The organism is Jiangella alba, assembly GCF_900106035.1.
Taxonomy (GTDB): domain Bacteria; phylum Actinomycetota; class Actinomycetes; order Jiangellales; family Jiangellaceae; genus Jiangella; species Jiangella alba.
Genome location: NZ_FNUC01000003.1, coordinates 1396112 through 1418005, shown reverse-complemented (window position 1 = coordinate 1418005; position 21894 = coordinate 1396112). Strand labels below are relative to the sequence as shown.

Annotated in this window: 19 protein-coding genes and 2 pseudogenes; 6 read left to right on the top strand and 15 right to left on the bottom strand. The window is 71.3% G+C overall.

Annotation, left to right across the window (positions count from 1 at the left end; translation table 11 throughout):
* Positions 1-5: 5 nt before the first annotated feature.
* Genes BLV02_RS09015 through BLV02_RS08995 form a run of 5 tightly spaced genes read left to right on the top strand, consistent with a single transcriptional unit; the run spans position 6 to position 5073 of the window.
* Positions 6-1295: an ABC transporter substrate-binding protein gene (locus BLV02_RS09015; RefSeq protein ID WP_069110836.1), complete on the top strand. Its 1290-nt coding sequence runs from the start codon at positions 6-8 to the stop codon at positions 1293-1295.
* Positions 1292-2227, top strand: coding sequence for a carbohydrate ABC transporter permease (locus BLV02_RS09010; protein WP_069110837.1), 936 nt, complete (start codon positions 1292-1294; stop codon positions 2225-2227). Before BLV02_RS09015 ends, BLV02_RS09010 begins: the two co-directional genes overlap by 4 nt.
* A complete protein-coding gene (locus BLV02_RS09005; protein ID WP_069110838.1) occupies positions 2220-3044 on the top strand; it encodes a carbohydrate ABC transporter permease in 825 nt (274 codons plus the stop codon). The genes BLV02_RS09010 and BLV02_RS09005 overlap by 8 nt, the downstream gene beginning before the upstream one ends.
* 8 nt (positions 3045-3052) lie before the next feature.
* Entirely contained in the window at positions 3053-4054 is a 1002-nt protein-coding gene (locus BLV02_RS09000) for a Gfo/Idh/MocA family protein (protein WP_069111128.1), read from the top strand.
* A complete protein-coding gene (locus BLV02_RS08995; RefSeq protein ID WP_069110839.1) occupies positions 4051-5073 on the top strand; it encodes a Gfo/Idh/MocA family protein in 1023 nt (340 codons plus the stop codon). The genes BLV02_RS09000 and BLV02_RS08995 overlap by 4 nt, the downstream gene beginning before the upstream one ends.
* A gap of 47 nt (positions 5074-5120) precedes the next feature.
* On the opposite strand, the gene BLV02_RS08990 is transcribed toward BLV02_RS08995, so the two are convergent.
* The 15 genes and pseudogenes from BLV02_RS08990 to BLV02_RS08920 all read right to left on the bottom strand — a co-directional run bounded on the left by BLV02_RS08990 (position 5121) and on the right by BLV02_RS08920 (position 21398).
* Positions 5121-6023 carry a dihydrodipicolinate synthase family protein gene (locus BLV02_RS08990; protein WP_069110840.1) on the bottom strand — a complete coding sequence of 301 codons (903 nt, stop codon included), beginning with the start codon at positions 6021-6023 and terminating at the stop codon, positions 5121-5123.
* A 21-nt stretch (positions 6024-6044) separates the two neighbouring features.
* Entirely contained in the window at positions 6045-7289 is a 1245-nt protein-coding gene (locus BLV02_RS08985) for a sulfatase family protein (RefSeq protein ID WP_069110841.1), read from the bottom strand.
* Positions 7286-8419: a sulfatase family protein gene (locus BLV02_RS38515; RefSeq protein ID WP_425432576.1), complete on the bottom strand. Its 1134-nt coding sequence runs from the start codon at positions 8417-8419 to the stop codon at positions 7286-7288. The genes BLV02_RS08985 and BLV02_RS38515 overlap by 4 nt, the downstream gene beginning before the upstream one ends.
* Positions 8420-8421: 2 nt before the next feature.
* Positions 8422-8577: pseudogene (locus tag BLV02_RS38510) on the bottom strand (sulfatase); the annotation flags it as partial.
* A gap of 277 nt (positions 8578-8854) precedes the next feature.
* Positions 8855-10225, bottom strand: a pseudogene (locus BLV02_RS38505) (alpha-amylase family glycosyl hydrolase); the annotation flags it as partial.
* 7 nt (positions 10226-10232) lie between these two features.
* Complete coding sequence (locus BLV02_RS08965; RefSeq protein ID WP_069110844.1) at positions 10233-12086, bottom strand: right-handed parallel beta-helix repeat-containing protein; 1854 nt, start codon at positions 12084-12086, stop codon at positions 10233-10235.
* Between the two features lie 53 nt (positions 12087-12139).
* The gene (locus tag BLV02_RS08960; RefSeq protein ID WP_069110845.1) at positions 12140-12964 is read right to left on the bottom strand and encodes an ATP-binding cassette domain-containing protein; all 825 of its coding nucleotides are present in this window, start codon (positions 12962-12964) and stop codon (positions 12140-12142) included.
* Positions 12961-13929 carry an ABC transporter ATP-binding protein gene (locus BLV02_RS08955; RefSeq protein ID WP_216094144.1) on the bottom strand — a complete coding sequence of 323 codons (969 nt, stop codon included), beginning with the start codon at positions 13927-13929 and terminating at the stop codon, positions 12961-12963. The genes BLV02_RS08960 and BLV02_RS08955 overlap by 4 nt, the downstream gene beginning before the upstream one ends.
* Complete coding sequence (locus tag BLV02_RS08950; protein WP_083288503.1) at positions 13922-15436, bottom strand: ABC transporter substrate-binding protein; 1515 nt, start codon at positions 15434-15436, stop codon at positions 13922-13924. The genes BLV02_RS08955 and BLV02_RS08950 overlap by 8 nt, the downstream gene beginning before the upstream one ends.
* Before the next feature lie 62 nt (positions 15437-15498).
* The gene (locus BLV02_RS08945) at positions 15499-16392 is read right to left on the bottom strand and encodes an ABC transporter permease (RefSeq protein WP_069110848.1); all 894 of its coding nucleotides are present in this window, start codon (positions 16390-16392) and stop codon (positions 15499-15501) included.
* On the bottom strand, positions 16389-17318 hold the full coding sequence (locus BLV02_RS08940; RefSeq protein ID WP_069110849.1) for an ABC transporter permease: 930 nt from the start codon (positions 17316-17318) through the stop codon (positions 16389-16391). The genes BLV02_RS08945 and BLV02_RS08940 overlap by 4 nt, the downstream gene beginning before the upstream one ends.
* A gap of 41 nt (positions 17319-17359) precedes the next feature.
* A complete protein-coding gene (locus BLV02_RS08935; RefSeq protein ID WP_069110850.1) occupies positions 17360-17686 on the bottom strand; it encodes a DUF6385 domain-containing protein in 327 nt (108 codons plus the stop codon).
* A gap of 39 nt (positions 17687-17725) precedes the next feature.
* Positions 17726-18658: a DUF6772 family protein gene (locus tag BLV02_RS08930; RefSeq protein WP_069110851.1), complete on the bottom strand. Its 933-nt coding sequence runs from the start codon at positions 18656-18658 to the stop codon at positions 17726-17728.
* A gap of 35 nt (positions 18659-18693) precedes the next feature.
* Positions 18694-20328, bottom strand: coding sequence for a sialidase family protein (locus BLV02_RS08925; RefSeq protein WP_069110852.1), 1635 nt, complete (start codon positions 20326-20328; stop codon positions 18694-18696).
* Positions 20325-21398, bottom strand: a complete 1074-nt coding sequence (locus tag BLV02_RS08920; protein ID WP_083288504.1) for a LacI family DNA-binding transcriptional regulator — start codon at positions 21396-21398, stop codon at positions 20325-20327. The genes BLV02_RS08925 and BLV02_RS08920 overlap by 4 nt, the downstream gene beginning before the upstream one ends.
* A 235-nt stretch (positions 21399-21633) precedes the next feature.
* Here BLV02_RS08920 and BLV02_RS38250 point away from each other — a divergent pair, with 235 nt between their 5' ends.
* Positions 21634-21837, top strand: coding sequence for a thiazolylpeptide-type bacteriocin (locus BLV02_RS38250; protein WP_074946243.1), 204 nt, complete (start codon positions 21634-21636; stop codon positions 21835-21837).
* The last annotated feature ends 57 nt before the right edge of the window (positions 21838-21894 follow it).

The window sequence follows — 21894 nt, the reverse complement described above, 5'->3', positions numbered from 1 at the left end:
CAGCCATGATCCGCTCCAGGAGCCTCGTCGTCGTCATCGCCGCCGCCGGGCTGGCCTTGACCGCCTGCGGCGGGGGTGACGACGAGCCCGATGCCGGCGCCACCGCCGCCGGGCCGGACACCCAGGCCGAGCTGACCTACGCCGTCTGGGACGAGACTCAGGTGCCGGCGTTGGAGCAGAACATCGCCGACTTCAACGCCGAGTACCCCGACATCGAGATCACCATCGACGTCACGCCCTACCTGCAGTTCTTCACCAAGCTGCAGACCCAGGGCGAGAGCGGCACGCTGCCGGACATCTTCTGGATGAACGGCCCGAACGTCCGCCTGTACGCGGCGAACGACCTGCTGGAGCCGGTGACCGGGCTCGTCGACCAGGGCGAGGTGGACCCGGCGAACTACCCCGAGGCGCTGAACGAGCTCTACACGTTCGAGGACGTGCAGTACGCCGTTCCGAAGGACTTCGACACGGTGGCGCTCTGGTACAACAAGGCGATCTTCGCCCGGGCCGGCGTGGCCGAGCCGACCGCCGACTGGACCTGGGACGACTTCCACACCGCGGCGAAGACCATCAGCGACACCCTCGCCGCCGAGGGCGTCTACGGCGTCGCCGCCGGGCTGGTCGGCGGCCAGGAGGCGTACTACAACACGATCCTGCAGGCAGGCGGCCACGTCATCTCCGAGGACGGCACCACCTCCGGCTACGACGACCCGGGCAGCATCGCCGGCCTGCAACTGTGGGCCGACCTCATCGCCGACGGCTCGTCGCCCACCCTGCAACAGCTCTCCGACACCACCGCGAACGTGTGGTTCAACTCCGGCAAGGCGGCGATGTTCTGGTCCGGCAACTGGTCGGTCGCCGAGATGAAGGAGTCGCCCAACGCGGCCGACTTCGCCATCGCCCCGCTGCCGGCCGGCGAGCGCGACGCCACCGTGATCCACGGCCTGGCCAACGCCGTGTCGGCCGACAGCGAGCACAAGGCCGCGGCGCTGGCGTTCCTCTCCTACCTCGGCAGCGAGGAGGCGCAGCGCACGCAGGCCGAGATGGGCGCCGCGAACCCGGCGTTCACCGGCACCCAGGAGGCGTTCGTCGGCTCGGTGCCGAGCTTCGGGCTGGACGTGTTCCTGCAGGCCGCCGACGAGTACGCCTTCCCGTACCCGATCTCCTCTCACACCGCCGCCTGGAACGAGCTGGAGAACGAGCTGCTGCCGCAGGCCTTCTCCGGTGACCGTCCGGTCGAGGAGGTCGCGCAGGAGCTGGCGGAGCGGATGAACGAGGAGCTGGCCGGCGAATGACGGCCACCACCGAAGCGCCCGCCCGCGCCGCGTCGCCGCCCGGGCGGTCCGCCCGGCGGCGGCACGGTGACGGCTGGTGGCCGTGGCTGTTCGTGCTGCCCACCATGGCCGGCGTCGCCGTCTTCTACCTGTGGCCGATCGTCCAGACCGGCTACTACAGCTTCACCGAGTGGGGCGTGTTCGGCGGCACCACCTGGGTGGGCGGGGAGAACTACGCCCGGCTGCTCGACGACCCCGACCTGCCGAGGGCGCTGCTCAACACCCTCGTCTACACCGCGGTCGTGCTGTGCTGCATCCCGATCGCGATGGTGGTCGCGAGCCTGCTGAACCGGCCCGGCCTGCGGTTCGCGTCGTTCTACCGGGTGCTCTACTTCATGCCCTACGTGGCCATGCCCACCGCCGTCGCGATGGTCTGGCGGATCATCTACAACGGTGACTTCGGCGTGCTGAACTGGGCGCTGGACCTCGTCGGCATCGAGGGCCGGCACTGGACCTCCACGCCGGGCTTCGCCATCGGCGCGGTGGCGGTGGTCGGCCTGTGGACGTCGCTCGGGTTCGCCATCATCATCCTGTCCGCGGGGCTGCGCACGATCCCGGCCGAGCTGTACGAGGCGGCCGCACTGGACGGCGCCGGCTCGTGGCGGCAGTTCCGCTCGATCACGGTGCCGCTGCTGACGCCGAGCATCTTCTTCGTGATGGTCATCCTCATCATCAACGGCTTCCAGCTGTTCGACCTGCTCTACGCGATCATGGGCTCGCGCAACCCGGCGCTGCCGGACACGCAGTCGCTGGTCTTCCTCTTCTACAACGAGGCGTTCATCGGCAACGACAAGGGCTTCGCCGCCGCGATCGCGATGGTGATCCTGGTGGTGGTCGGCGCCGTGACGCTGCTGCAGTTCCGGATGCAGCGCAGGTGGGTGCGCTATGTCTGAGACCCGTCACGGCTCCAACGTCTGGGCGCACGTCGCGCTGCTGACCGGCGGCGTCGTCATGGTGTTCCCGTTCGCCTGGCAACTGCTCACCTCGCTGTCGACGAACGCCGAGGTCATGAGCGTGCCGCCGTCGTTCTGGCCGGAGCAGGTGCAGTGGGGCAACTACGCCGACGTCTTCGAGAAGCTGCCGTTCCTCAGCCAGTTCTGGGTGTCCGTCGGCATCACCGTCATCAGGACCGCCGGGCAGCTGGTGCTGTGCTCGATGGCCGGGTACGCGTTCGCCCGGATGCGCTTCCCGCTGCGCGGCGTGCTGCTGGCGCTGGTGCTGGCGATCCTCATGGTGCCGCCGCAGGTGTACCTGATCCCGCAGTACCAGATCATCCAGGACCTCGGCTGGCTCAACAGCATCCTCGGCATCGCCGCACCGGGCGTGTTCAGCGCGTTCGGGACGTTCCTCATGATGCAGGCGTTCCGCTCGATGCCGCGGGAGCTGGAGGAGGCGGCGCGGCTCGACGGCGCCAACCCGCTGCGCGTCTTCCGCAGCGTCATGCTGCCGCTGGCCGGGCCCAGCCTCGGCGCGCTCGCCATCATCACCGTGCTGTGGTCCTGGAACGACCTGCTGTGGCCGCTGGTGGTCGCGACGAACGCGGAGAACATGCCGCTGGCCGCCGGCATCGCCACCCTGAGCGGTCGCATCACCACCGACTACTCCGTCATGATGGCGGCCAGCGCCCTGGCGATGGCCCCGATCCTGGTGCTGTTCGTGCTGATGCAACGACGCGTCATCAACGGACTCGCCCACTCCGGACTCAAATGAGGATGTGCATGCCCGAACTCACGGTCGGCCTGGTCGGGGCCGGCGGCATCTCCCACGCCCACGCCGCCGCCTGGCGCGCGCTCGGCGCGAAACTGCTGGTCACGTCGCTCGACGGCGCCGAACGGCTGGCCGCGCAGTACGGCGGCACGGTCGCGGCGTCGCTCGACGACCTGCTCGGCCGGGCCGATCTCGTCGACGTCGTCACCCCCACCCCCACCCACCGCGACATCGTCCGCCAGGCCCTCGACGCCGGGCGGGCCGTGGTGTGCGAGAAGCCGCTCGCCCGCACCGGCGCCGACGCCGCCGGCCTCGTGCGTCAGGCCGCCGCCGCGGGTCTCCCCCTGTATCCCGGCCACGTCGTGCGCTACTTCCCCGAGTACGCCGCGATGCGGGCCGCCGTGGCCGCCGGGCGCATCGGCCGGCCCGCGGTGCTCCGGTTCAGCCGAGGCGGCATGTTCCCCTCGTGGGCGCCGTGGTTCTCCGACGTCGCCGAGTCCGGCGGCCTGCTGATGGACCAGATGATCCACGATCTCGACATCGCCCGCTGGGTCGCCGGCGAGGTCGTCGAGGTGTTCGCCCGCGCGCACACCGCCGAGCGCGACGGCCACCCCCTGCAGGTCGCGCACGTCACGCTGACCCACGCCTCCGGCGCGCTCAGCCACGTCCAGGGTCTGTGGGGCCCGCCGCACCTCGGGTTCCGCACGTCGTTCCACGTCGCCGGCGACGACGGCGTGCTCCGCTACGACAGCGCCGTCACCCCGGCGGTCCGGCTCGACCTCGCGCCGGTGCCCGCCGGCGGCGAGGACCACCCGGAGGCGCCGACCGGCGAGAGCCCCTACCTCACCGAACTGCGCGAGTTCGCTGGCGCGGTCGCCGGCGGGCCCGCGCCCCGGGTGAGCGCCGCCGACGGCGCCGTCGCGGTGTGGCTGGCCACCGCCGCGCTCGACTCGCTGCGGTCCGGCACGCCGGTGCGCCTCGACACCGCTGAGCTGCTGGAGGAGATCGCATGAAGGTCGCGCTGCTGTCGTTCGCCCACGTGCACGCCACCTCGTACGCGTCGCTGCTGTCCGACTGGCCCGGGATCGAGCTGCTCGCCACCGACCCGGACGGCGCCACGGCGCCGCCGGGCGAGCTGCGCGGGCGGGCGCTGGCCGACCAGCTCGGCGTCGCCTACGCCGACAGCTACGACGACGCGCTGGCCTGGCAGCCCGACGCCGTCGTCGTCTGCGCGGAGAACAGCCGGCACCGTGACCTGACGGTGCGGGCCGCTGCCGCCGGCGCGCACGTCCTGTGCGAGAAGCCGCTGGCGACGACCGCCGCCGACGCCGAGGCGATGATCGAGGCGTGCGAGCGCGCCGGCACGTTCCTCATGACCGCCTACCCGGTGCGGTTCAGCACCGAGTTCGCGGCCCTGAAGGCCCTGCACGCCGGCGGCCGGCTCGGCACGGTCCTGTCCGCCACCGGGACGAACAACGGCCACATCCCGATCGGCGACCGCGCCTGGTTCACGCAGCCGGAGCTGTCCGGCGGCGGCGCCCTCGTCGACCACGTCGTGCACGTGGCCGACCTGCTCGACGCGCTCCTGGAGCAGCCGGCGGTCGAGGTGCGCGCGGTCACCAACCGGATCCTGCACGCGGACCAGCCGATCAACGGCGTCGAGACCGGCGGCCTGGTCTCCGTCACCTATGCCGACGGCACCATCGCCACCATCGACTGCTCGTGGAGCCACCCCAGCAGCGCGCCGAACTGGGGCGGCCTCACCCTCCAGGTCGTCGGCACCGAGGGCGTCGCGGACATCGACCCGTTCGGCACCCACGTCGGCGGCTACGCCGGTGGCGGGCCGGCCTGGCTGTCGCTCGGGTCCGACCTCGACCGCGCGATGCTCGGCCACTTCCTCGACGGCGTCCGGTCCGGCCACGCTCCCCAGCCCGACGGCGCGGCCGGGCTGCGGACCCTGCGCATCGTGCTGGCCGCCCAGGAGTCGGCGCGGGCCGGAACGGTGGTGCCGATCCCCCAGCTCACGCCCTGACGACGTGGCCGCCGACGCCACGGGTCAGCACGTCCGGCCACGAGGCGTCAGGCGGGCACCTCCACCAGTCCGGTCGCCACCAGGACGCGGTGCACCTCGGTCAGTCCGTCCGCGTCGGGCGGGGTGAGCGCCTGGCCGGCGGTCGAGCCGATGATCCCGAGCTCGGTCAGGGCGGCCTTGAGTGAGGTCAGCCAGAACCCGGATCGATACACCCCGCACACGTCGTCGAGCTGGGCCTGCAGCGCCGCCGCCTGCGTCGAGTCGCCGCTCAGGCCGGCGTCGACGAGCCTGGCGGCGAGGCCGGGGACCACGTTGGCGATCCCGGGTACGGCGCCGTCGGCCCCGGCGGCGAGACTGCGGGCGATGAGCGCCTCGGCGCCCTGGAACACCCGAAGCCCCGCGGCGCTCGCGGCCTCGGCCAGCGCGGCGTAGGTGTCCCACTCCCCCGACGATTCCTTGAGCGCCACGACGGAGTCGATGGCGGCGACCTCCCGAAGCGCCCGGGGCGTGATCGGGTGGTGGGTCAGGTGCGGGATGTTGTAGACGACGAGCGGGAGGCTCGTCGCCTCCGCGAGGGCGGTGACGTGCCGGACGACCGCGCCGTCGGTGTCGGTGTCGAAGTACATGGGTGCCATCACCACCAGCGCGTCGACACCGAGCTGCTCGAACTCCCGGGCGGCCCGCAGAGCGCGCTCCGTGCTCGTCTCGCCGACACCGGCGAGCACCGGAACGGACCCGGCGACGGCCTCGACGTAGGCCCGCGTGATCCCGCTGGCGACCGCCGGCTCGAGGGTCGGCCCTTCACCGCAGGAGCCGAGGACGAACAGCGCTGACGCGCCGCCGTCCCGGACGTGCGCGGTGAGCCGCCGCACGGCGCCGATGTCCGGACGGTGATCCGGGGTCAGCGGCGAGACGACGGGAGGAATCATTCCGGACAGCTGCAGCTCCATGATGGCCTTTCGTGGTCGGAGTCAGCGGCCGGCCGCGCGCGCTTCGGCGGCCTCGCGCTGGGCGACCATCTCGGCCTCGAAACGTGCGGCGAGGCCGGTGAGGTGGTCGAGGACGTCGGGGTGGCGGTCTTTCAGGTCGTAGGTCTCGGCCGGGTCGAGCTCGAGGTCGAACAGCTGCGGCAGCTCCTTGTCCTGGGCCCGGCTCGGATCGCGGGGGAACCGGTCGAGGTGCAGCTTCCACCGGCCCCACCGGACGGCGTTGAGCGTCCACCAGTGGAAGAAGAACAACGGCCGCGGTTCCGCCCGCGACCCGCCGCCCGTGAGGACGGCCGTGACGTCGGTGCCGTCGATCGGCCGGTCCTCCGGCACCGTTGCACCGGCCAGCCCGGCCAGTGTCGGCAGCAGGTCGAACAGGCACACCGGCTCGTCGGACACCACACCGGCGGGGATCCGCCCCGGCCACCGCGCGACGAACGGCACCCGGATCCCGCCCTCGTACGTGTGCAGCTTGGTGCCGCGCAGCCCGCCGGTGCTGCCCTCGAACCACGGCCCGTTGTCGCTGGTCACCATGACGAGGGTGTCGTCGGCCAGGCCGAGGTCGTCGAGCCGGTCGAGCAGGCGTCCGACGTGGTGGTCCAGGCTCTCGACGACGTCGCCGTACCTGCCGCCCGCCGACCGGCCGCTGAACTCGTCCTCCACGTGCAGCGGGATGTGCGGCATCGTGTGCGCGAGGTAGACGAAGAACGGGCGGTCGGCGTGCCGCTCGATGAAGGCGATGGCGTGGTCGGTGTACGCGCGGGTGAGCGCCGCCTGGTCGACGTCGGCGGTGACGACCTCCTCGCCCTCGAACAGCTCCACCGGATGCATGTCGTTGCTGTACAGCAGCCCGGCGTACTCGTCGAAGCCATGCCGGGTCGGGTAGTGCTCCGGCCGGCGGCCCAGATGCCACTTGCCGAACATCGCCGTCCGGTAGCCGGCGTCGCGCAGCAGCTCCGGCACCGTGTACTCCCACGACGACAGGCCGGTGTCGTGACGCGGGTTCAGCACCTTCACCAGACCGACCCGCTGCGGATACCGGCCGGTCAGCAACGCCGCCCGCGAAGGCGTGCACACGGCCGACGCCGCGTACATGTGCCGTAGCGCGATGCCCTCGGCGGCGATCGAGTCGATCCGCGGCGTGCGCAGGATCGTGTTCCCCATGCAGCTCAGATCGCCGTAGCCGAGGTCGTCCATCACCACCAGCACGATGTTCGGCCGGTCGGTCATCGCGGCACCGGCCCTTCGTCGAGGGAACCGCTCGGAGCGGCCACGCGTCCGGCCAGCACCGGGTCGTTCGTCTCGCTCATCCACGCGTCGAGACGCGCGGCGAGGCCCGCCTTGACCTCCGCGTACGACGGGTCACCGGCGAGGTCGCACAGCTGCCACGGATCGTCGTCGAGGTCGTAGAGCTCCTCGGCCGGCCGCGGCCGCAGCTGCTCCTCGCCCAGGCCCAGCCGCACCGGGCCGCGCTCGATGTCACCCGACAGCCGCGGCGGCGTGCCCGGCTCGAGGGTGCGGATGTACGCGTACCGGTCGGTGCGGATGCCCCGGATCGGGTCGTACTCGTCGTGGTAGTTCTTCTCGGCGAAGACCTCCGTGCGCCGCCGGCCCGGTTCGCCGCGCAGCACGGAGGCGAAGCTCTGCCCCTGGACGGACGGCGGAACCGGCCCGCCGGCCAGCTCGACCAGGGTCGGCAGCACGTCCACGTGACTGAGCAGCCCGTCCGGAGCCCCCGGCGCGACCCCCCACGACCGCGGCGGCCGGGCGACGAACGCCACCCGGATGCCGGGGTCGTACAACGTGCCCTTCGCCCGCGGGTACGCGATCCCGTGATCGGTGGTGAACAGCAGCAGGGTCGAGTCGGCCAGACCGGCCCGCTCGACGGCGTCGACGACGCGGCCGGTCGCGGCGTCGGCGACACGGATCGAACCGAGGAAGCCGGCCAGGTCCGCCCTCGTGTGCTCGTTGTCCGGCAGGTACGGCGGCACCTCCACCGACGCCGGGTCGACCGGCGGGTATCCGTCCGCCGGGTACGGGCGATGCGTCTCGAAGAAGCCGACCGTGAGGAAGAACGGCTCACCCGGCGCCGCCTCCAGCCACTCCACCGCCCGCTGCGACACCGGCCCGCACCGGGCCGGACCCGCGAGCCAGGGATGGACCTCGTCGAACCCGAGCCGGTACGGGTCGCGGCTCTCGTGCTGCTGGCCGATGAGGGCGGTCCGGTAGCCGAGCTCGGACAGCAACGACGGCACGGTCCGCTCCCGGGCGCGTACTCCCAGCCCCGGTTGACCAGACCCATCAGCCCGTTCGTGTGCGGGTAGCGGCCGGTGAACAGCGACCCGCGGGCCGGGCTGCACAGCGGGGTCGTGCAGAACGCCTGGTCGAACCGGAGCCCCTCGGACGCCAGCCGGTCGACGGCGGGGCTCGCCACGTCGCCGTGGCCGTACGCGCCCAGGTGGGTGCCGACGTCGTGCCAGTGGATCAGCACCACGTTGGGGCGCTCGGTCGTGGTCATGCGCGGTCCTCCGGCCGGAGGTCCAGCCAGACGGCGCCGTGGGCGGGGACCTCGCCCTCGCCGGTTCCGTGGTCACTGACCAGGACGACGCGCCCGTCCAGGGGATCGGCGCCGGTGCCGGTCCGAAGTTGACGACGCAGCCGAAGCCGGGATCGCGGGTGAACACGAGGACGTCGTCGCGAGGCGCCTCGCACCAGCGCACCTCGCCCGTCCCGCCCAGAGCCGGATGAGCGCGCCGCAGGCTCAACGCGCTCCGATACAGCTCGAGGAACGACGAGTCGTCGCCGGCCTGGGACGACACCGCATGCGCTCCCCACCCGGGCGGTTGCGGCAGCCAGGCGCCGTCGTCGCCGAACCCGAACGAGCCGCCGTCCGGCGTCCACGGCAGCGGCACCCGGGCGCCGTCGCGGCCCCAGCGCCGGCCCCTGGACCTGATCCAGATGGGGTCCTGCCGGGCCTGCTCCGGCACGTGCGCGTCGGCCAGCCCCAGCTCGTCGCCCTGGTAGACGTACACACTGCCGGGCAGTGCCAGCGTCAGCAGGGCCGCGGCCCGGGCCCGGCGGCGGCCCAACCGCTCGTCGACCGGCCCGAGCTCCGGCCCGGACACGCCCGGACGCCGGCGGGTGTCGTCGCGGCCGTAGCGGGTGACCACACGTTCGACGTCGTGGTTGGACAGCGCCCAGGTGGTCGGCGCCCCCACACCCGACGTGGCCGCGATCGAGGCGTCGATGGCGCGGCGCATGCCGTCCGCCGTCCACGCCGATTTCAGGTAGTACAGGTTCAGCGTGGTGTGCAGCTCGTCGGGCCGGACATAGCGCGACAGCCGGTCCGGGTCGTCGAGCCACGCCTCCGCGGCGAACATCCGCGGCGGATCGTAGGAGTCGGCCAGCTTGCGCCAGTCGCGATAGATCTCGTGGACCTCGTCGCGGTCGCGGTGCGGGTGGTCCGCGCGGGTCAGGTCGGCGAGGAACGCGCCGTCGGGATACCCGAGGTCCGGGAGTCCCGGCGCCTTCACCAGCGCGGTGGCGACGTCGATGCGGAACCCGTCGACACCGAGGTCGAACCAGAACCGCAGGATGTCCTCGAATTCCGACCGCACCTCGGCGCTGTCCCAGTTCAGATCGGGCTGTGAGGAGTCGAACAGGTGCAGGTACCACTCCCCGTCGTCGACGCGGGTCCACGCCGGCCCGCCGAACACGCTCAGCCAGTCGTTGGGCGGACTCGTGCCGTCGTCGCGCCCGGCGCGGACGTGGTACCTGGCCCGTTCCGCCGACCCGGGCGGCGAGTTCAGCGCCGCCGCGAACCACGGATGATCCGACGACGTGTGGTTGGGGACGATGTCGAGGATGACCCGGATCCCCGCCGCGTGGCACTCGTCGATCAGCTCGCGCCCCTCGTCCACCGACCCGTACCGGGGGTGGATGGCGCGGTAGTCGGCGACGTCGTAGCCGGCGTCGCGCAGGGGCGAGCGGAACCACGGCGTGATCCAGACGGCGTCGATCCCGAGCCCCGACAGGTAGCCGATCCGGCTGCGCAGCCCGGCGACGTCGCCGACTCCGTCGGCGTTGCCGTCGGCGAAGGACTGGAGGTAGACCTGGTAGATCACCGCGTCTCGCCACCACGGTGCCGTGGTCCCGTTCTCACCCATGCTCGACCTACCTGACCGCGTTCCCGAGGGGCATCCGACGCCACGACGTCCCGTCCGACATCGCCAGGCAGGGCGTGCCGCCCTGCCCGTCGACGACCTGGATGAGCGCGCCGGCCAGGTCCGCGGCCGGCGGCAGGGTGTCGACGGTGTACGGATGCAGCCGGGTCGCATGGGCGTACACCGTCCGGATGCTGGCGTCGGGACTGCCGATGTCGCGGGCGTTGTCCGCCGGCGGGATCAGGCCCGCCACACTGGCCTGGAAGGCCACCACCTCGTTCGTGGAGTTCGTGGAGCACAGCAGGTTCGTGGCCGCCGAGCCGGACGCGTTCGCCGCGACGACCTCGACGCCGCCCTTGACGCCGGCGCCCGCGCCGGTCGCCAGCGCGCTCTCGACCAGATAGCCGCCGTAGCTGTCGCCGGCGGCGATGCCGGTAGTGGCGGTGCTGTGGACGCGCGCGGCGGCGTCCTTCGCGGCGGCCACCTCGAGTCGCGTGAACCGGCCCGGCGCGGACTCGACGAACGAGTCGGCACCGATCGCGCCGGCCTGGACCAGTGCGCCCTGCTCGAACACGTTGCCGACCACGTTGGACGCGCTCATCGTGCCGTCGACCCGGATCGGGAGGCCGGCCGGATTCCGGTTGGCCGAGAAGGCGTTGCCGACGATCGCGAACCGGGTGGCGTCGCCCTGGACGCGCACGGCGCCGTGAACGGTGGTGTTGGCCAGGTTGTAGTGGTCGAACGAGTTGTCGGTGATGCTGACCTTGTCGGCCGAGCCCGCGAACCCGATGGGCGAGCCACGGAGCCAGTTGAACGTGTTCGCCGAGATCGTGACGTTCGTCGCCGACACGCCCGCGAGGAAGCTGATCGCGTAGATGGGCGGCTCGTGTGCCCCCGGTGTGGTGTCGAAGCCGCCGATCACGTTGCCGGTGATGGTGAGGTTGTGGCCGCCGGAGGCGATCTCGATGATCGCGTTGCCGTTGCCGTTCTCGACCACGTTGCCGCTGATGGTCGAGTTGGTGAGGCTGCCCTTGAACAGCCGGCGGCCGATGTCGAGCAGGTTGTTGCTGATCACCGCGCCGCGGAACTCGCCGTCCGGGGCGCCGTTGAAGATGATCGCGTCGAAGTTCGAGTGGAAGTGGTTGTCGGTGATCAGCCACTTGCGCAGGCCGTACGGCAGCTTGTGGACCTCGCCGCCCGGGATCTCACCCGCCGGCCACGAGATGGTGATGCCCGTGGTGCAGACGGCGATCTTGTTCTTGGTGAACAGGAAGCCGCGGCCGACGCTCTCGATGGCGCGCTGGAAACGCAGGAACGAGCACTCGACGATGGTGACGTCGGTGTCGTCGGTGTTCGCCGAGTTGCGGGCGACGTGGAGCGCGACGTTGTTCGCCGTCTTCACCGGAGCGTCGAACGCGATGCCGTGGACACCGCCGAGTGACGACTCCCACCGGATGCCGACGCCGTCGTGGTGGAAGGTGATCTTCGACGACTCCTCGCCGAACATGCCGTACCCGCGCAGGACGAAGCGGTTGAGGTGCTCGCCGGGGGTCTCGTACTCGTGGTCACCGACGACGATCGTCGACGTGACCTTGTACTGCCCGGGCGGGAGGACGACGATCTTGTTGAGCTGCGACCGGGCGGCGTCGATCGCCGCCTGGATCGCGGCGGTGTCGTCGGCCACGCCGTCGCCGACGGCGCCGAACTGCTGCGGCGTCAGCACCGGCGTGCCGTCGGCCTCGACAAGGCTCGGCGGTGCCGTCTCGGCGTGGGCGGTCCCGCCCAGCGCGAGCCCGCCGACGCCCACGACACCCGCGCCGGCGGCGGAACGGATCATCATGCGTCGGTTGATGCGATCGGTCATGTGTCCTTCTCCTTGGGTGGTCTCACTGCGGACGAGGACGTGCCGTGCGGTGGTCAGCTCCTCACGTCGAGGTCGACGGCGGCGGCGAGGAGTTCCCGGGTGTAGTCGTGCTGCGGTGCGGTGAACAGCGTGTGGACGTCGGCGCTCTCGACCAGCTCGCCGCGGCGCATCACGGCGACGCGGTCGGCGACCTGACGCACCACCCCGAGGTCGTGGGTGATGAAGAGCATCGACAGCGAGCGCGCCTCGCGGACGCGGACCAGGAGCTGCAGCACCTGCGCCTGCACCGAGACGTCGAGGGCCGACACCGCCTCGTCGCAGATGAGCAGCTTCGGGCTGAGTGCCAGCGCGCGAGCGATGCTCACCCGCTGGCACTGCCCGCCGGACAGCGCCGTCGGGCGTTTCCCCGCCACGTCGGGATCGAGCCCGACCTGGGCCAGCAGGTCGACGACGGCCGCCCGTCGCCGTCGCTGATCACGGCGCACGCCCTCGGGAGCGACGTCGGGGTGCGCCTCCCAGGCCTCGCCGATGGAGGCCGCCGCGGAGAGGCGCGGGTTCAGCGCGGACCGGGGATCCTGGAAGATCATCGCGATGTTCCGCCGCGCCCACTGGTCCCGGGGACGCAGGTTCAGCAGCGACGCTCCGTCGAAGTCGATGGAGCCCCCCGACGCGGGGACGAGCCCCACGACCGCGCGGGCGATCGTGGACTTCCCGGACCCCGACTCCCCGACGAGGGCGACGGTCTCGTCCGGCGCGACGTCGAGGCTGACGGCGTCGACCGCGGTGATCGGCGTCCGCCGGCCGACGAGACCGCCGGCGCGAGGCCCGGGGTAGGTCACCGTGAGGTCGGTGATCCTCAGGCCGGCAGCAGCGGTCATGTCAGTTCCTCCGCGAGGTGGCAGGCGCTGAGACGGCCCGGTGCGATCTCGCGCAACGCCGGCACCTCGGTCCGGCACCGGTCCTCCGCGCGCGGGCAGCGCGGATTGAACGGGCACCCCGCCGGCCGGTCGAACGGGTTGGCCGGGCTGCCTGGCAGCGGGTCGGCGATCGCCGAGCTGACGTGCACCGAGGGAACGCTGCGCACCAGGGCGTCGGTGTAGGGATGCAGCGGCCCGTTGAGCACCGCCTTGGCCCCGCCGCGCTCGCAGACCCGCCCGGCGTACATGACGACGAGCTCGTCCGCGACGTGCGACATCACCCGCAGGTCGTGGCTGACCAGCAACATGGACAGGTGGTCCTCGTCGCGCAGGCGGCCGAGCAGAGCGAGGATCCGCGCCTGCACGGTGACGTCCAGTGCCGTCGTCGGCTCGTCGGCCAGGATGAACCTCGGCCGGCCGGCGAGCGCGAGGGCGATCATCGCCCGCTGCCGCATGCCGCCGGAGAACTCGTGGGGGTAGGCGCCCACGCGGGCCGCCGCGTCCGGAATGCCGACGTGGTCGAGCAGCTCCGCCGCCCGCACCCGCGCCTGACTCCGGGACACGCCTCGGCCCCGCAGGATCTCGCCGACCTGGTCGCCGATGGACATGGTCGGGTTGAGCGCGGTCGACGGGTCCTGGAACACGACCGAGATCTCGGTCCCCCGGACCTGCCTGATCCGCGCCCGGCCGGCCTCGAGCAGGTTCTCCTCGCCCAGGAGCACCTGCCCGCTGACCACGCCGGTCTCGGGGATCAGTCCGACCAGGGCCATCGCCGTCAGCGACTTCCCGCTCCCGGACTCACCGATCAGGCCGGTCGTCCGGCCTTCGGCCATGTCGAAGGAGACGCCGTCGACCACGTCGGCCATGCCGCGCGGGCCGGGCAGCATGATCGTCAGATCCCTGACCCGGAGGTGCCCGTCACTCATCAACCGAGACCGTGTCGAATCGTGGCAGTCCCTCTCCGTCGGGCTCGAAGCCGGACACCGACGTCCGAGTGGCGAAGAGGTTCTTCACGAACATGGGGTACATGCCCACGGCCTCGGTCCAGATCAGCTCCGTCGCCTCGGCGTAGGCCGCCTCCCGCTCGGCCGGATCGACGGAGGTGCCGGCCCGCCGCAGCATCTCGTCCAGCTCGGGGTTGCAGTAGCCGGTCCGCTCCGCGGCGCAGGTGTAGAGCCGGCCGAGGTTGTACGAGGCGTCCAGCCCGAGCGTGCCGACCTGCTGGATGTTGATGTCCCAGTTCAGCGCCAGCAGGTCCTCGGTGTAGACGGCCTGTTCCTTCTCCAGCGCCTCGGCCTGAACGCCGACGGCGGCGAGATCGGCCACGACCGAGTCCACCCACTGCCGGAACTGGGCCTGGGAGAAGTGGAAGCGCAACGTCGTGTCGAAGTCGAAGCCCGCGTCGATCAGCGCCTGCTTCGCCGCCTCGGGGTCGTAGACCACCGGCTCCTGCGGCGCGTACCCGAACACCGTGGGGGCGACGACGGAGTCGGCGGGCTCGCCGCTCTCCGGGTAGAGCGCATCGATCTTCTTCTCGAAGTCGACGGCCTGCCAGAGCGCCCGCCGCACCTCCGCGCTCGCCAGCGCCGGCGTGGAGGCGTTCATCCACATGGTGGTGACGTTGGAGCCGACCGCGGACAGGACCTCGACCTCGGTGTTGCCGCCGAGTTGCTTCACCTGGTCGTCGGAGATGCCCCAGATGACGTCGAGCTCGCCCGTCTCCAAGGCGGTGACCCTCGCCGCGACCTCGGGGATCGACCGGATGGTGAGCTCGTCGATCTTCGGCTGGTCACCCCAGTAGTTCTCGTTGGGCACCATGACGAGTTCGCCGCCAGGGGTGAACGACTCGACCTGGAACGGGCCCGAGGTGACCGGCGTGTCCAGGTAGCTGTCCTCGGTGGCGCTGGCCGGGGTGATCATGAGCCCGGTCAGCTTGGCCGGAAGGGCCGGGTCGGGCGCGGCCGTGGTGAACGTCACCGTGGTGTCGGTCGACTCGACGGTAACATCGACGAAGTTCGCGGAGAACGGGCTGTCGGACGCGACGGTGCGCTCGAACGATGCGGCCACATCGGCGCCGGTGATCGGCGAGCCGTCGGAGAACGAGATGCCGTCGCGCAGCGTGAAGGTGAACTGCGTCGCGGTCTCGTTGATCTCCCAGGTCTCCGCGACCTTGCCCTCGAACTCGCCGGGGCCGATCGTCTGCAGCAAGGGGCTGTACAGCTGGATCGACGCGACCCGGGTGCCGCCGTCGATGGCCAGGGGCCCGTTCGGGTCGATGGACTCGGTGGGGAACTGCCCGGCCACGGCGATCGCTCCGCCGCCGGCCTCATCACCACCGCCGCCGGTGGAGTCGGTGTCGGCGCCACATGCCGTGGCTCCGAGCAGGCCGAGCAGTGCGGTGGCCACGATCGCGGAGTGCCGTAGGGATCTCATTGCCTTGCTCCTCACTGAGCTGCTCTGGACTGTGTCGGGTGGTGCGCCCTGCTGCGGTCTCGTCACTGCCGTCGGCCGAAGTAGCGGGTGAGCCGGTCTCCGGTGAAGCCCACGCAGATGACGAGCACCGCCAGGGCGATGCCGGGAATGGCGGAGATCCACCAGGCGCTGGCGAGGTACTCCTTGCCGGCGGCGATGGTCTGGCCCCAGGAGACGGAGGCCGAAGGCAGGCCGAGGCCGAGGAAGCTCAGCGAGGCTTCAGCCAGGATGGCGCCGGCGAACTCGGTGGTCGCCAGCGCGAACGTGGGCCCGGCGATGAACGGCAGGATGTGCCGCGCGATGATCCGCCGGCGCCGCACGCCCATCACCGTCGCCGACTTGACCCAGTCGCGCTCGCGCAGCGTCATGGCCATCGACCGCGAGAGGCGGGCGAAGCCGATCCAGTTGGTCACGCTCAACGCGACGACGACGATGGCGAGGCTGCGGTCGAACACCCCGGCGATGACGATGGCCAGCAGGATGCCGGGGAAGGCGAGCAGGACGTCGATGACGCGCGACGCCACGAGGTCGGTCGTGCCGCCCCGGTACCCCGCGACCGTCCCGACCGCGAGCCCGATCAGGGCGCTGATCAGGACGACGAGCGTGCCGATGAACACCGACGTGCGGGCGCCGTAGACGACCTGGCCGAACAGGTCGCGGCCGAGCGCGTCGGTGCCGAACAGCGCCGTGCTGCCGTCGCTGAGCACCGAGCCGGGCGGAAGGAGGCGGTCGTCGAGCTCACCGCCCACCGGCGAGTAGTCGATGAGCAGCGGGCCGACGATCGCCGCGACGACGTACAGGCCGAAGATCATGATCGGGACGGCGGCGGCCACGCGACGCACCGTGGTGCGCCGGGTCCGCGCCGGCACCAGCGGCGCCGGCGGTGCCGGGGTCTGCACCAGCCCCATCGTCGTCATGACGCCACCCCCGCCCGGATGCGAGGATCGAGCCGGGCGTTGAGGACGTCGGCGAGCAGGTTCATCGTCACCACGACGATCGCCAGGAGCACGGTCGCGCCCTGGACGATGGCGTAGTCGCGGTTGCCGACCGCGCCGACGAGCAGCGAGCCGACCCCGTCCCACGCGAAGACCTGCTCGACGATGACCGCGCCGCCCATCAGGGTGCCGATGTGCAGGGACACGATGGTCACCACCGGGATCACCGAGTTGCGCACGGCGTGACGGCTCAGCACGAGCCGCTCGGACAACCCCTTCGACCGTGCCGTCATGATGTACGGCTCGGCCGTCACCTCCGCGACGCTGCTGCGGGTGATCCGGGCGACCAGCGCCGTGAACGGGATCGCGAGGGTGACCGCCGGCAGCACCAGGTGCCGCAGGTCACCGGAGCCGGCGCTCGGCAGGAGCCGCAGCGTCAGCGCCATCAGCAGGATCAGCATGATGCCCGACCAGAACGACGGGATGGCCTGCATGACCAGGGTGATGCCGGAGATCGCGCGGTCGGCGAGCTTGCCCGGCGCGCGGCCGGCCAGGATTCCCAGCAGCAGGCCGATCGTCAGCGCCAGCGCGGTCGCGGTGCCGGCGAGCAGGACGGTCGCCGGGAACCGATCGAGGATGACCGTCGTCGCCGAGTCGCGGAACCGGTACGACTCCCCGAAGTCACCGGTGAGCGCCGAGCCCAGGTAGTCCAGGTACTGCACCAGCATCGGCCGGTTGAGCCCGAGTTCCTCGCGCAGCGCTGACACGTCGGCCGCGGTCGCGTCCGGCCCGAGCTGCACGGTGGCCTGGTCACCGGGGGCGAGCCGGAGGATCACGAAGGTGAGGCTCACGGCTCCCCACACGGTGAAGATCATGAGGCCGAGCCGGCGGATGAGTTGGGGAAGCATGGTCTGTCCTCCTCTCGGTCGAGGCGATCCGTCTGGTGGTGTCAGCCCTTGAGGGCGAGGTGGACCAGCACGGTGGCCGGCCGCTCCGGCGTCGCGCCGGTGAAGGCCAGCCGGAGCCAGCCGCCGAAGTTCGCCAGGTCGATGGCGGCGATCTCGTCACCGCCGGCCAGCACGATGGCCCGGCCCCGGTCGGCCCAGTGCAGCCCGTCCGGCGAGATCTGCGCCTGGACCGACAGGTCGGGGTGATCTCCTTCGACCTGGACGAAGAAGACCGCCTCCGCGGCCCAGCCCGCCTCGTACGGGTGGGTGGTGTGGGTGGCGGAGATCTCGAGACGACGTTCGATGACAGAGGTGGCGAAGGTGCGCACTGAGCAGGGCCTTCCGAATCGGTCTGCGGTGGGCGGTGGTCATTCCGTGGAGTACACGACGGAATCGAGGAAGAGATTCACCGTGCGATTCGTGTCGGTCTCGACGAAGAAGATCGGGTTGATCAGGTTCGTGATGCTCTTGTAGGGCGTGACGAGCGTCGGCGTCAGACCGCGCAGGTCGAAGGTCCGGTCCATGCTCTGCAGCTCGACGTACTCGCGCCGCTGGAAGTCGATGAGCAGACGGAAGTACAGCCAGTTGAGCTTGTCCGGGCTCTCGTTGTAGAGCAGGTCCTGATCGCCGTCGGGGACCCACTGGAAGGCGTCGGCCGAGCCGTCGGCGTGGCGACGGCCGTACCAGAGGTTGTCGACGCCGGGTCGCTGCCAGCCGTCCTCGCGGCCGTAGCACCAGTCCTTCTTGGTCACGCCGTCGGCGACCTTCCAGTACTGCCACTTCTTGGTGAGCTCGCCGTTGACGGAGTTCACGTAGCGGACGCCGGGCATCCAGCGGTACTCGTGGTCCTGCAGGTCGAAGTAGAACCCGAACGCCCGCAGGTCCTCTTCGCCGAAGCCGAGCCGGTCCTGCTGCGGGGTGTAGGCGTAGAACGCCTCGATCTGGATGTAGCGCATGTTCGGGTCGAAGTTCGAGAGCCGCTTCAGGGCGACCCCCATGCTGCCGTCGGCCGGCTTCTCCTCGTAGCGGTTCGCCACCGGCTTGGTGTTCAGCTTCAGCGAGTAGGTGCCCTCCATCGACCCGTGGGTGGCGGCGAAACGCATCGGCGCCGCGCTGATCATCGAGGGCGCCCAGCTGGCGAGGTCCACTTCGGACGGGTAGTGCCGGTAGTCGTCGTTGACGAAGTTCGGCGTGAGGTCGAGCCAGCCGTTGAAGCCGCGATCGAAGTCGTCGTAGGTGACGATGTTGCGCAACGGCGTGAACTTCTCCAGGCCGCGTTCGTACTGAATGACCTTCTGCACCGTGCCTCCGTGGCGGTAGTGGTGGTGTCGCGGGTTCAGGGAGCGGGACGCGGCTGGGCGCTGCTCCGCGGGACGAGTGAGATCGCGTCGATCTGGAACGCGTGCGAGAGGCCGTCGGGACCAGCCCCCGCCGCGCGGAACGCGACGCGCACCGGCCGGCCCGCGCGGACCGAGATGATCCCGAGATCGACGTCGAGGAACGGATCGGCTTCCGCGGTGGCCACGACGCCGCCACGCGGCCGCCCGTCGACCTCGACCACGACGTCGGCGCCGCCAGTCGCGTCCGGCCTGCGGAAGCGGCAACGCAGGCGATGGGGGCGGGAGACCGCCGGGACGATGGTGACGGTGTGGGCGTCGTCCGGTGCGGTGGCGGGCACGTGCGTCACCGCCGAGCCCTCGGCGGCCGGATCGAGCGTCATCGGCGCTCGCGGCACGGTGGACTCCGCGCGGAGGCCTTCGACCTGATACGTATGAATAAAGGACAGAGGTCTGCCGTGCACGTCGCGATCTTGGCTGAGCCAGGCGACGTCGAACCGGGCCGCGACGACGTCGAGCGTCTCGACCCCGGTTCCGCCGAGCCTGCTGTAGAGGACGAGCAGCGTGCTGTCGTCGAGCCAGACGACGTCGGAGTAGCCGGCCCGGGCGTCGTCGATCACGCGGCCCCACGACCACGAGTCGGCGCCGTCGTGGCTGAGCCGCGCGTACAACGTCTCCCGTCCGGTGCCCCTGACCGGGCTGGTGTAGACGACGCGCTCGACGCCGTTCCGGTCCACGCGGGCGGCCAGGCCGGAGGCGATACCCGCATGCGGAGCGATGTTCGTCTCGATGACCGCGTCGGTGAACGTCAGGCCGCCGTCGCGGCTCCGGGCGACGGCGCGGCTGGTGTTGCTGACACCGCCCGCGAGCCTCGCGTTCAGGATCACCTCCCCGGTGGCGAGCTGCGCGATCCGCGCCTCGTCCAGCCCCAGGCCCGCGGGGTCGGGCGCGACGCCACCCCACTGCCAGGTCCGGCCGCCGTCGTCGCTGCGGACGACGCTCACGCTGTAGTCGCGGTCGGCGGCGGGCACGTCGATCGACCGGCGATGCCAGACCTCCACGAGCAGGCGTCCGCCGGCGAGCTGGATGCCGCGGCCGGGCCCGGGCAGGTGGAACGTCCACTCGTGCTCGTTCCCCGCGAACAGGTCCGTGACCTCGACGGCGTCGCTCCAGCTGACGCCGTCGTCGGTCGACGCGCGCCGGAACACCCGCGAGGAGACGCCCGCCGCGTTGAGCGCGTAGAAGACGGTGATGCGGCCGGTGCGCAGGTCGGCCACGGGGGTGGGGTTCGCCCACGCACCGCCGTGGTGCTCCTCGATGAAGGTCGTCGGGCCCCAGGTGCGGCCGCCGTCGGTGCTGCGCCGCAGGACCAGGTCCTTCGGGCCGTCGTCGGCGCTCGTCCCGACCCGGGCCTCGCTGAAGGCCAGCAGCGTGCCCGCGGCCGTCACGTCGACGGCGTGCACGCGGAAGTCGACCCAGCCGTTCTCGCCGCGGGACCACAGGGTCGTCAGCTCGAGGCCGTCGCCGGATCCGGCGGTGCGTGCGGCGGCGGACGTCGTCGCGGTCATGATGGCGGCGGCCGCGCCGAGCCCGGCGCCGATCGCCCGGCGCCTGGTGATCCGGTGACCGGTCATGCCGTCCCTCCCCGGGAGTGACGGGGCGCTGCCACCGAATCGCCCGCGACCGGAACGCAGTCGAGGTACAGGTGCCGCTTGACCCCGGCTTCGTCGTCGAGGAGTTCCAGCAGCAGCCGGACGGCCTCACGGCCCATCTGCTCGCGCGGGATGGTGAACCGCGTCCAGTCCCGCTCCGTGGCGTGCACCAGCGGCGGGTCGCCCAGCAGGACCACGGAGAGATCCGCGGGGATCTCGATGCCCGCAACGCCGGCCGCATGTTCCACGGCGGCGATCGCGCTGTCGTCCTGACTTGGCTCCACCAGCACGGCGGTGACCCCCGCCGCCTGCCATCGCTCGAGTTCGGCCGCGGTGAGCGCGGCCCCCTCCCCCATCACGTGACGGAGGATCCGGTCATCGGCGATGCCGGCCTCGTCGAGGCCCTGCCGGAAGCCGGTCTCGCGATCCTGGGTCCACTCCTTGTCGTCGGCCGCCTTCAGGTAGGCGATCCGGCGATGCCCGAGGGCGGCCAGGGACCGCACGACGTCACGGGTCGCACCCACGTAGTCGGCCGCGACATAGGAGAACTCCGCACCGGGCACGTCACGCCGCCCGATGAACACGAACGGAAAGTCCTCGCGGAGCAGCGCGGCCAGGTCGTCTTCCCGGAGATGACGTCCGAGCAGGACGCAGCCGTCGGCCAGCTTGAGCTGGTTGACGCCGTCGGCGAACACACGGCGCTCGGTGCCCGCTGTCACAGCACTGAAAAGCAGCAGGTTGTAGCCGCACTCGGCGGTCGATTCCTCGATGCCGAGGAGGAAGGGGAAGTAGAAATCACGCTGATTCACGGGAAAGACCGGCTCGAAGGTGAACACGCCGAGCATCCGATTGCGGCCGCCCTTGAGATTGCGCGCCGAGGCGTTCACCGTGTAGCCGAGTTCGGCGGCCGCCTCCAGCACCGCGCGGCGCTTCTCCTCGGCGACGTCCACGATCGCCGGCGCGCCGTTGATGACCACCGACACCGTCGACTGCGACACACCCGCCCGACGGGCGATGTCCATCTGGGTCGGTCGCCGCCGCTGCGCTGCCAAGGCCCCTCCTCGCTCACCCCGATACGTATCGACCAGGTTGGACGGAGATGTTACGCATGGATTTCACGGACCGTCAAGGGATTCCAGGGCGTGCGCTCGATCGGCCCGCTGACAGGTCACTGACGTCGGGTGTGAGCGACTTGCCAGTGATCGGTGACCGGGGCGAGGTCAACTAGGCGCGTCATCTCACTCGGCCCGGCCCCGGCGGTCGGCACGTTGTCAAGGGAGAACCGTCATGAGTCACACGCGACTGGACAGCATCGCCAGGGAGATCCTCGCCCTGGAGACGGAGACCTTCGAGGTTTCCGACTACGCCGACGTCACCGAGGCGGTGCTGGCGGGCTCGACCAGCTGCACCAGCAGCACCACCAGCTCGACCAGTTGCGGGTCGAGCTGCTCGTCCACGTCGTGCTGCTCCTCTTGCTCCAGCGCCGCCTGACACCGGCTGAAGCCTGACCGCCTGCTGGCTGCGGTAGAGCGGCCGTCCCCATTCTTC

Coding starts and splice junctions, on each gene's coding strand:
- BLV02_RS09000 (WP_069111128.1), top strand. CDS start 3,053: ATGCCCGAACTCACGGTCGGCCTGGTCGGGGCCGGCGGCATCTCCCAC.
- BLV02_RS08925 (WP_069110852.1), bottom strand. CDS start 20,328: ATGACCGGTCACCGGATCACCAGGCGCCGGGCGATCGGCGCCGGGCTC.
- BLV02_RS09015 (WP_069110836.1), top strand. CDS start 6: ATGATCCGCTCCAGGAGCCTCGTCGTCGTCATCGCCGCCGCCGGGCTG.
- BLV02_RS09010 (WP_069110837.1), top strand. CDS start 1,292: ATGACGGCCACCACCGAAGCGCCCGCCCGCGCCGCGTCGCCGCCCGGG.
- BLV02_RS08950 (WP_083288503.1), bottom strand. CDS start 15,436: ATGAGATCCCTACGGCACTCCGCGATCGTGGCCACCGCACTGCTCGGC.
- BLV02_RS08990 (WP_069110840.1), bottom strand. CDS start 6,023: ATGGAGCTGCAGCTGTCCGGAATGATTCCTCCCGTCGTCTCGCCGCTG.
- BLV02_RS08965 (WP_069110844.1), bottom strand. CDS start 12,086: ATGACCGATCGCATCAACCGACGCATGATGATCCGTTCCGCCGCCGGC.
- BLV02_RS08995 (WP_069110839.1), top strand. CDS start 4,051: ATGAAGGTCGCGCTGCTGTCGTTCGCCCACGTGCACGCCACCTCGTAC.
- BLV02_RS08945 (WP_069110848.1), bottom strand. CDS start 16,392: ATGACGACGATGGGGCTGGTGCAGACCCCGGCACCGCCGGCGCCGCTG.
- BLV02_RS38250 (WP_074946243.1), top strand. CDS start 21,634: ATGAGTCACACGCGACTGGACAGCATCGCCAGGGAGATCCTCGCCCTG.
- BLV02_RS08960 (WP_069110845.1), bottom strand. CDS start 12,964: ATGACCGCTGCTGCCGGCCTGAGGATCACCGACCTCACGGTGACCTAC.
- BLV02_RS09005 (WP_069110838.1), top strand. CDS start 2,220: ATGTCTGAGACCCGTCACGGCTCCAACGTCTGGGCGCACGTCGCGCTG.
- BLV02_RS08955 (WP_216094144.1), bottom strand. CDS start 13,929: ATGAGTGACGGGCACCTCCGGGTCAGGGATCTGACGATCATGCTGCCC.
- BLV02_RS08985 (WP_069110841.1), bottom strand. CDS start 7,289: ATGACCGACCGGCCGAACATCGTGCTGGTGGTGATGGACGACCTCGGC.
- BLV02_RS08940 (WP_069110849.1), bottom strand. CDS start 17,318: ATGCTTCCCCAACTCATCCGCCGGCTCGGCCTCATGATCTTCACCGTG.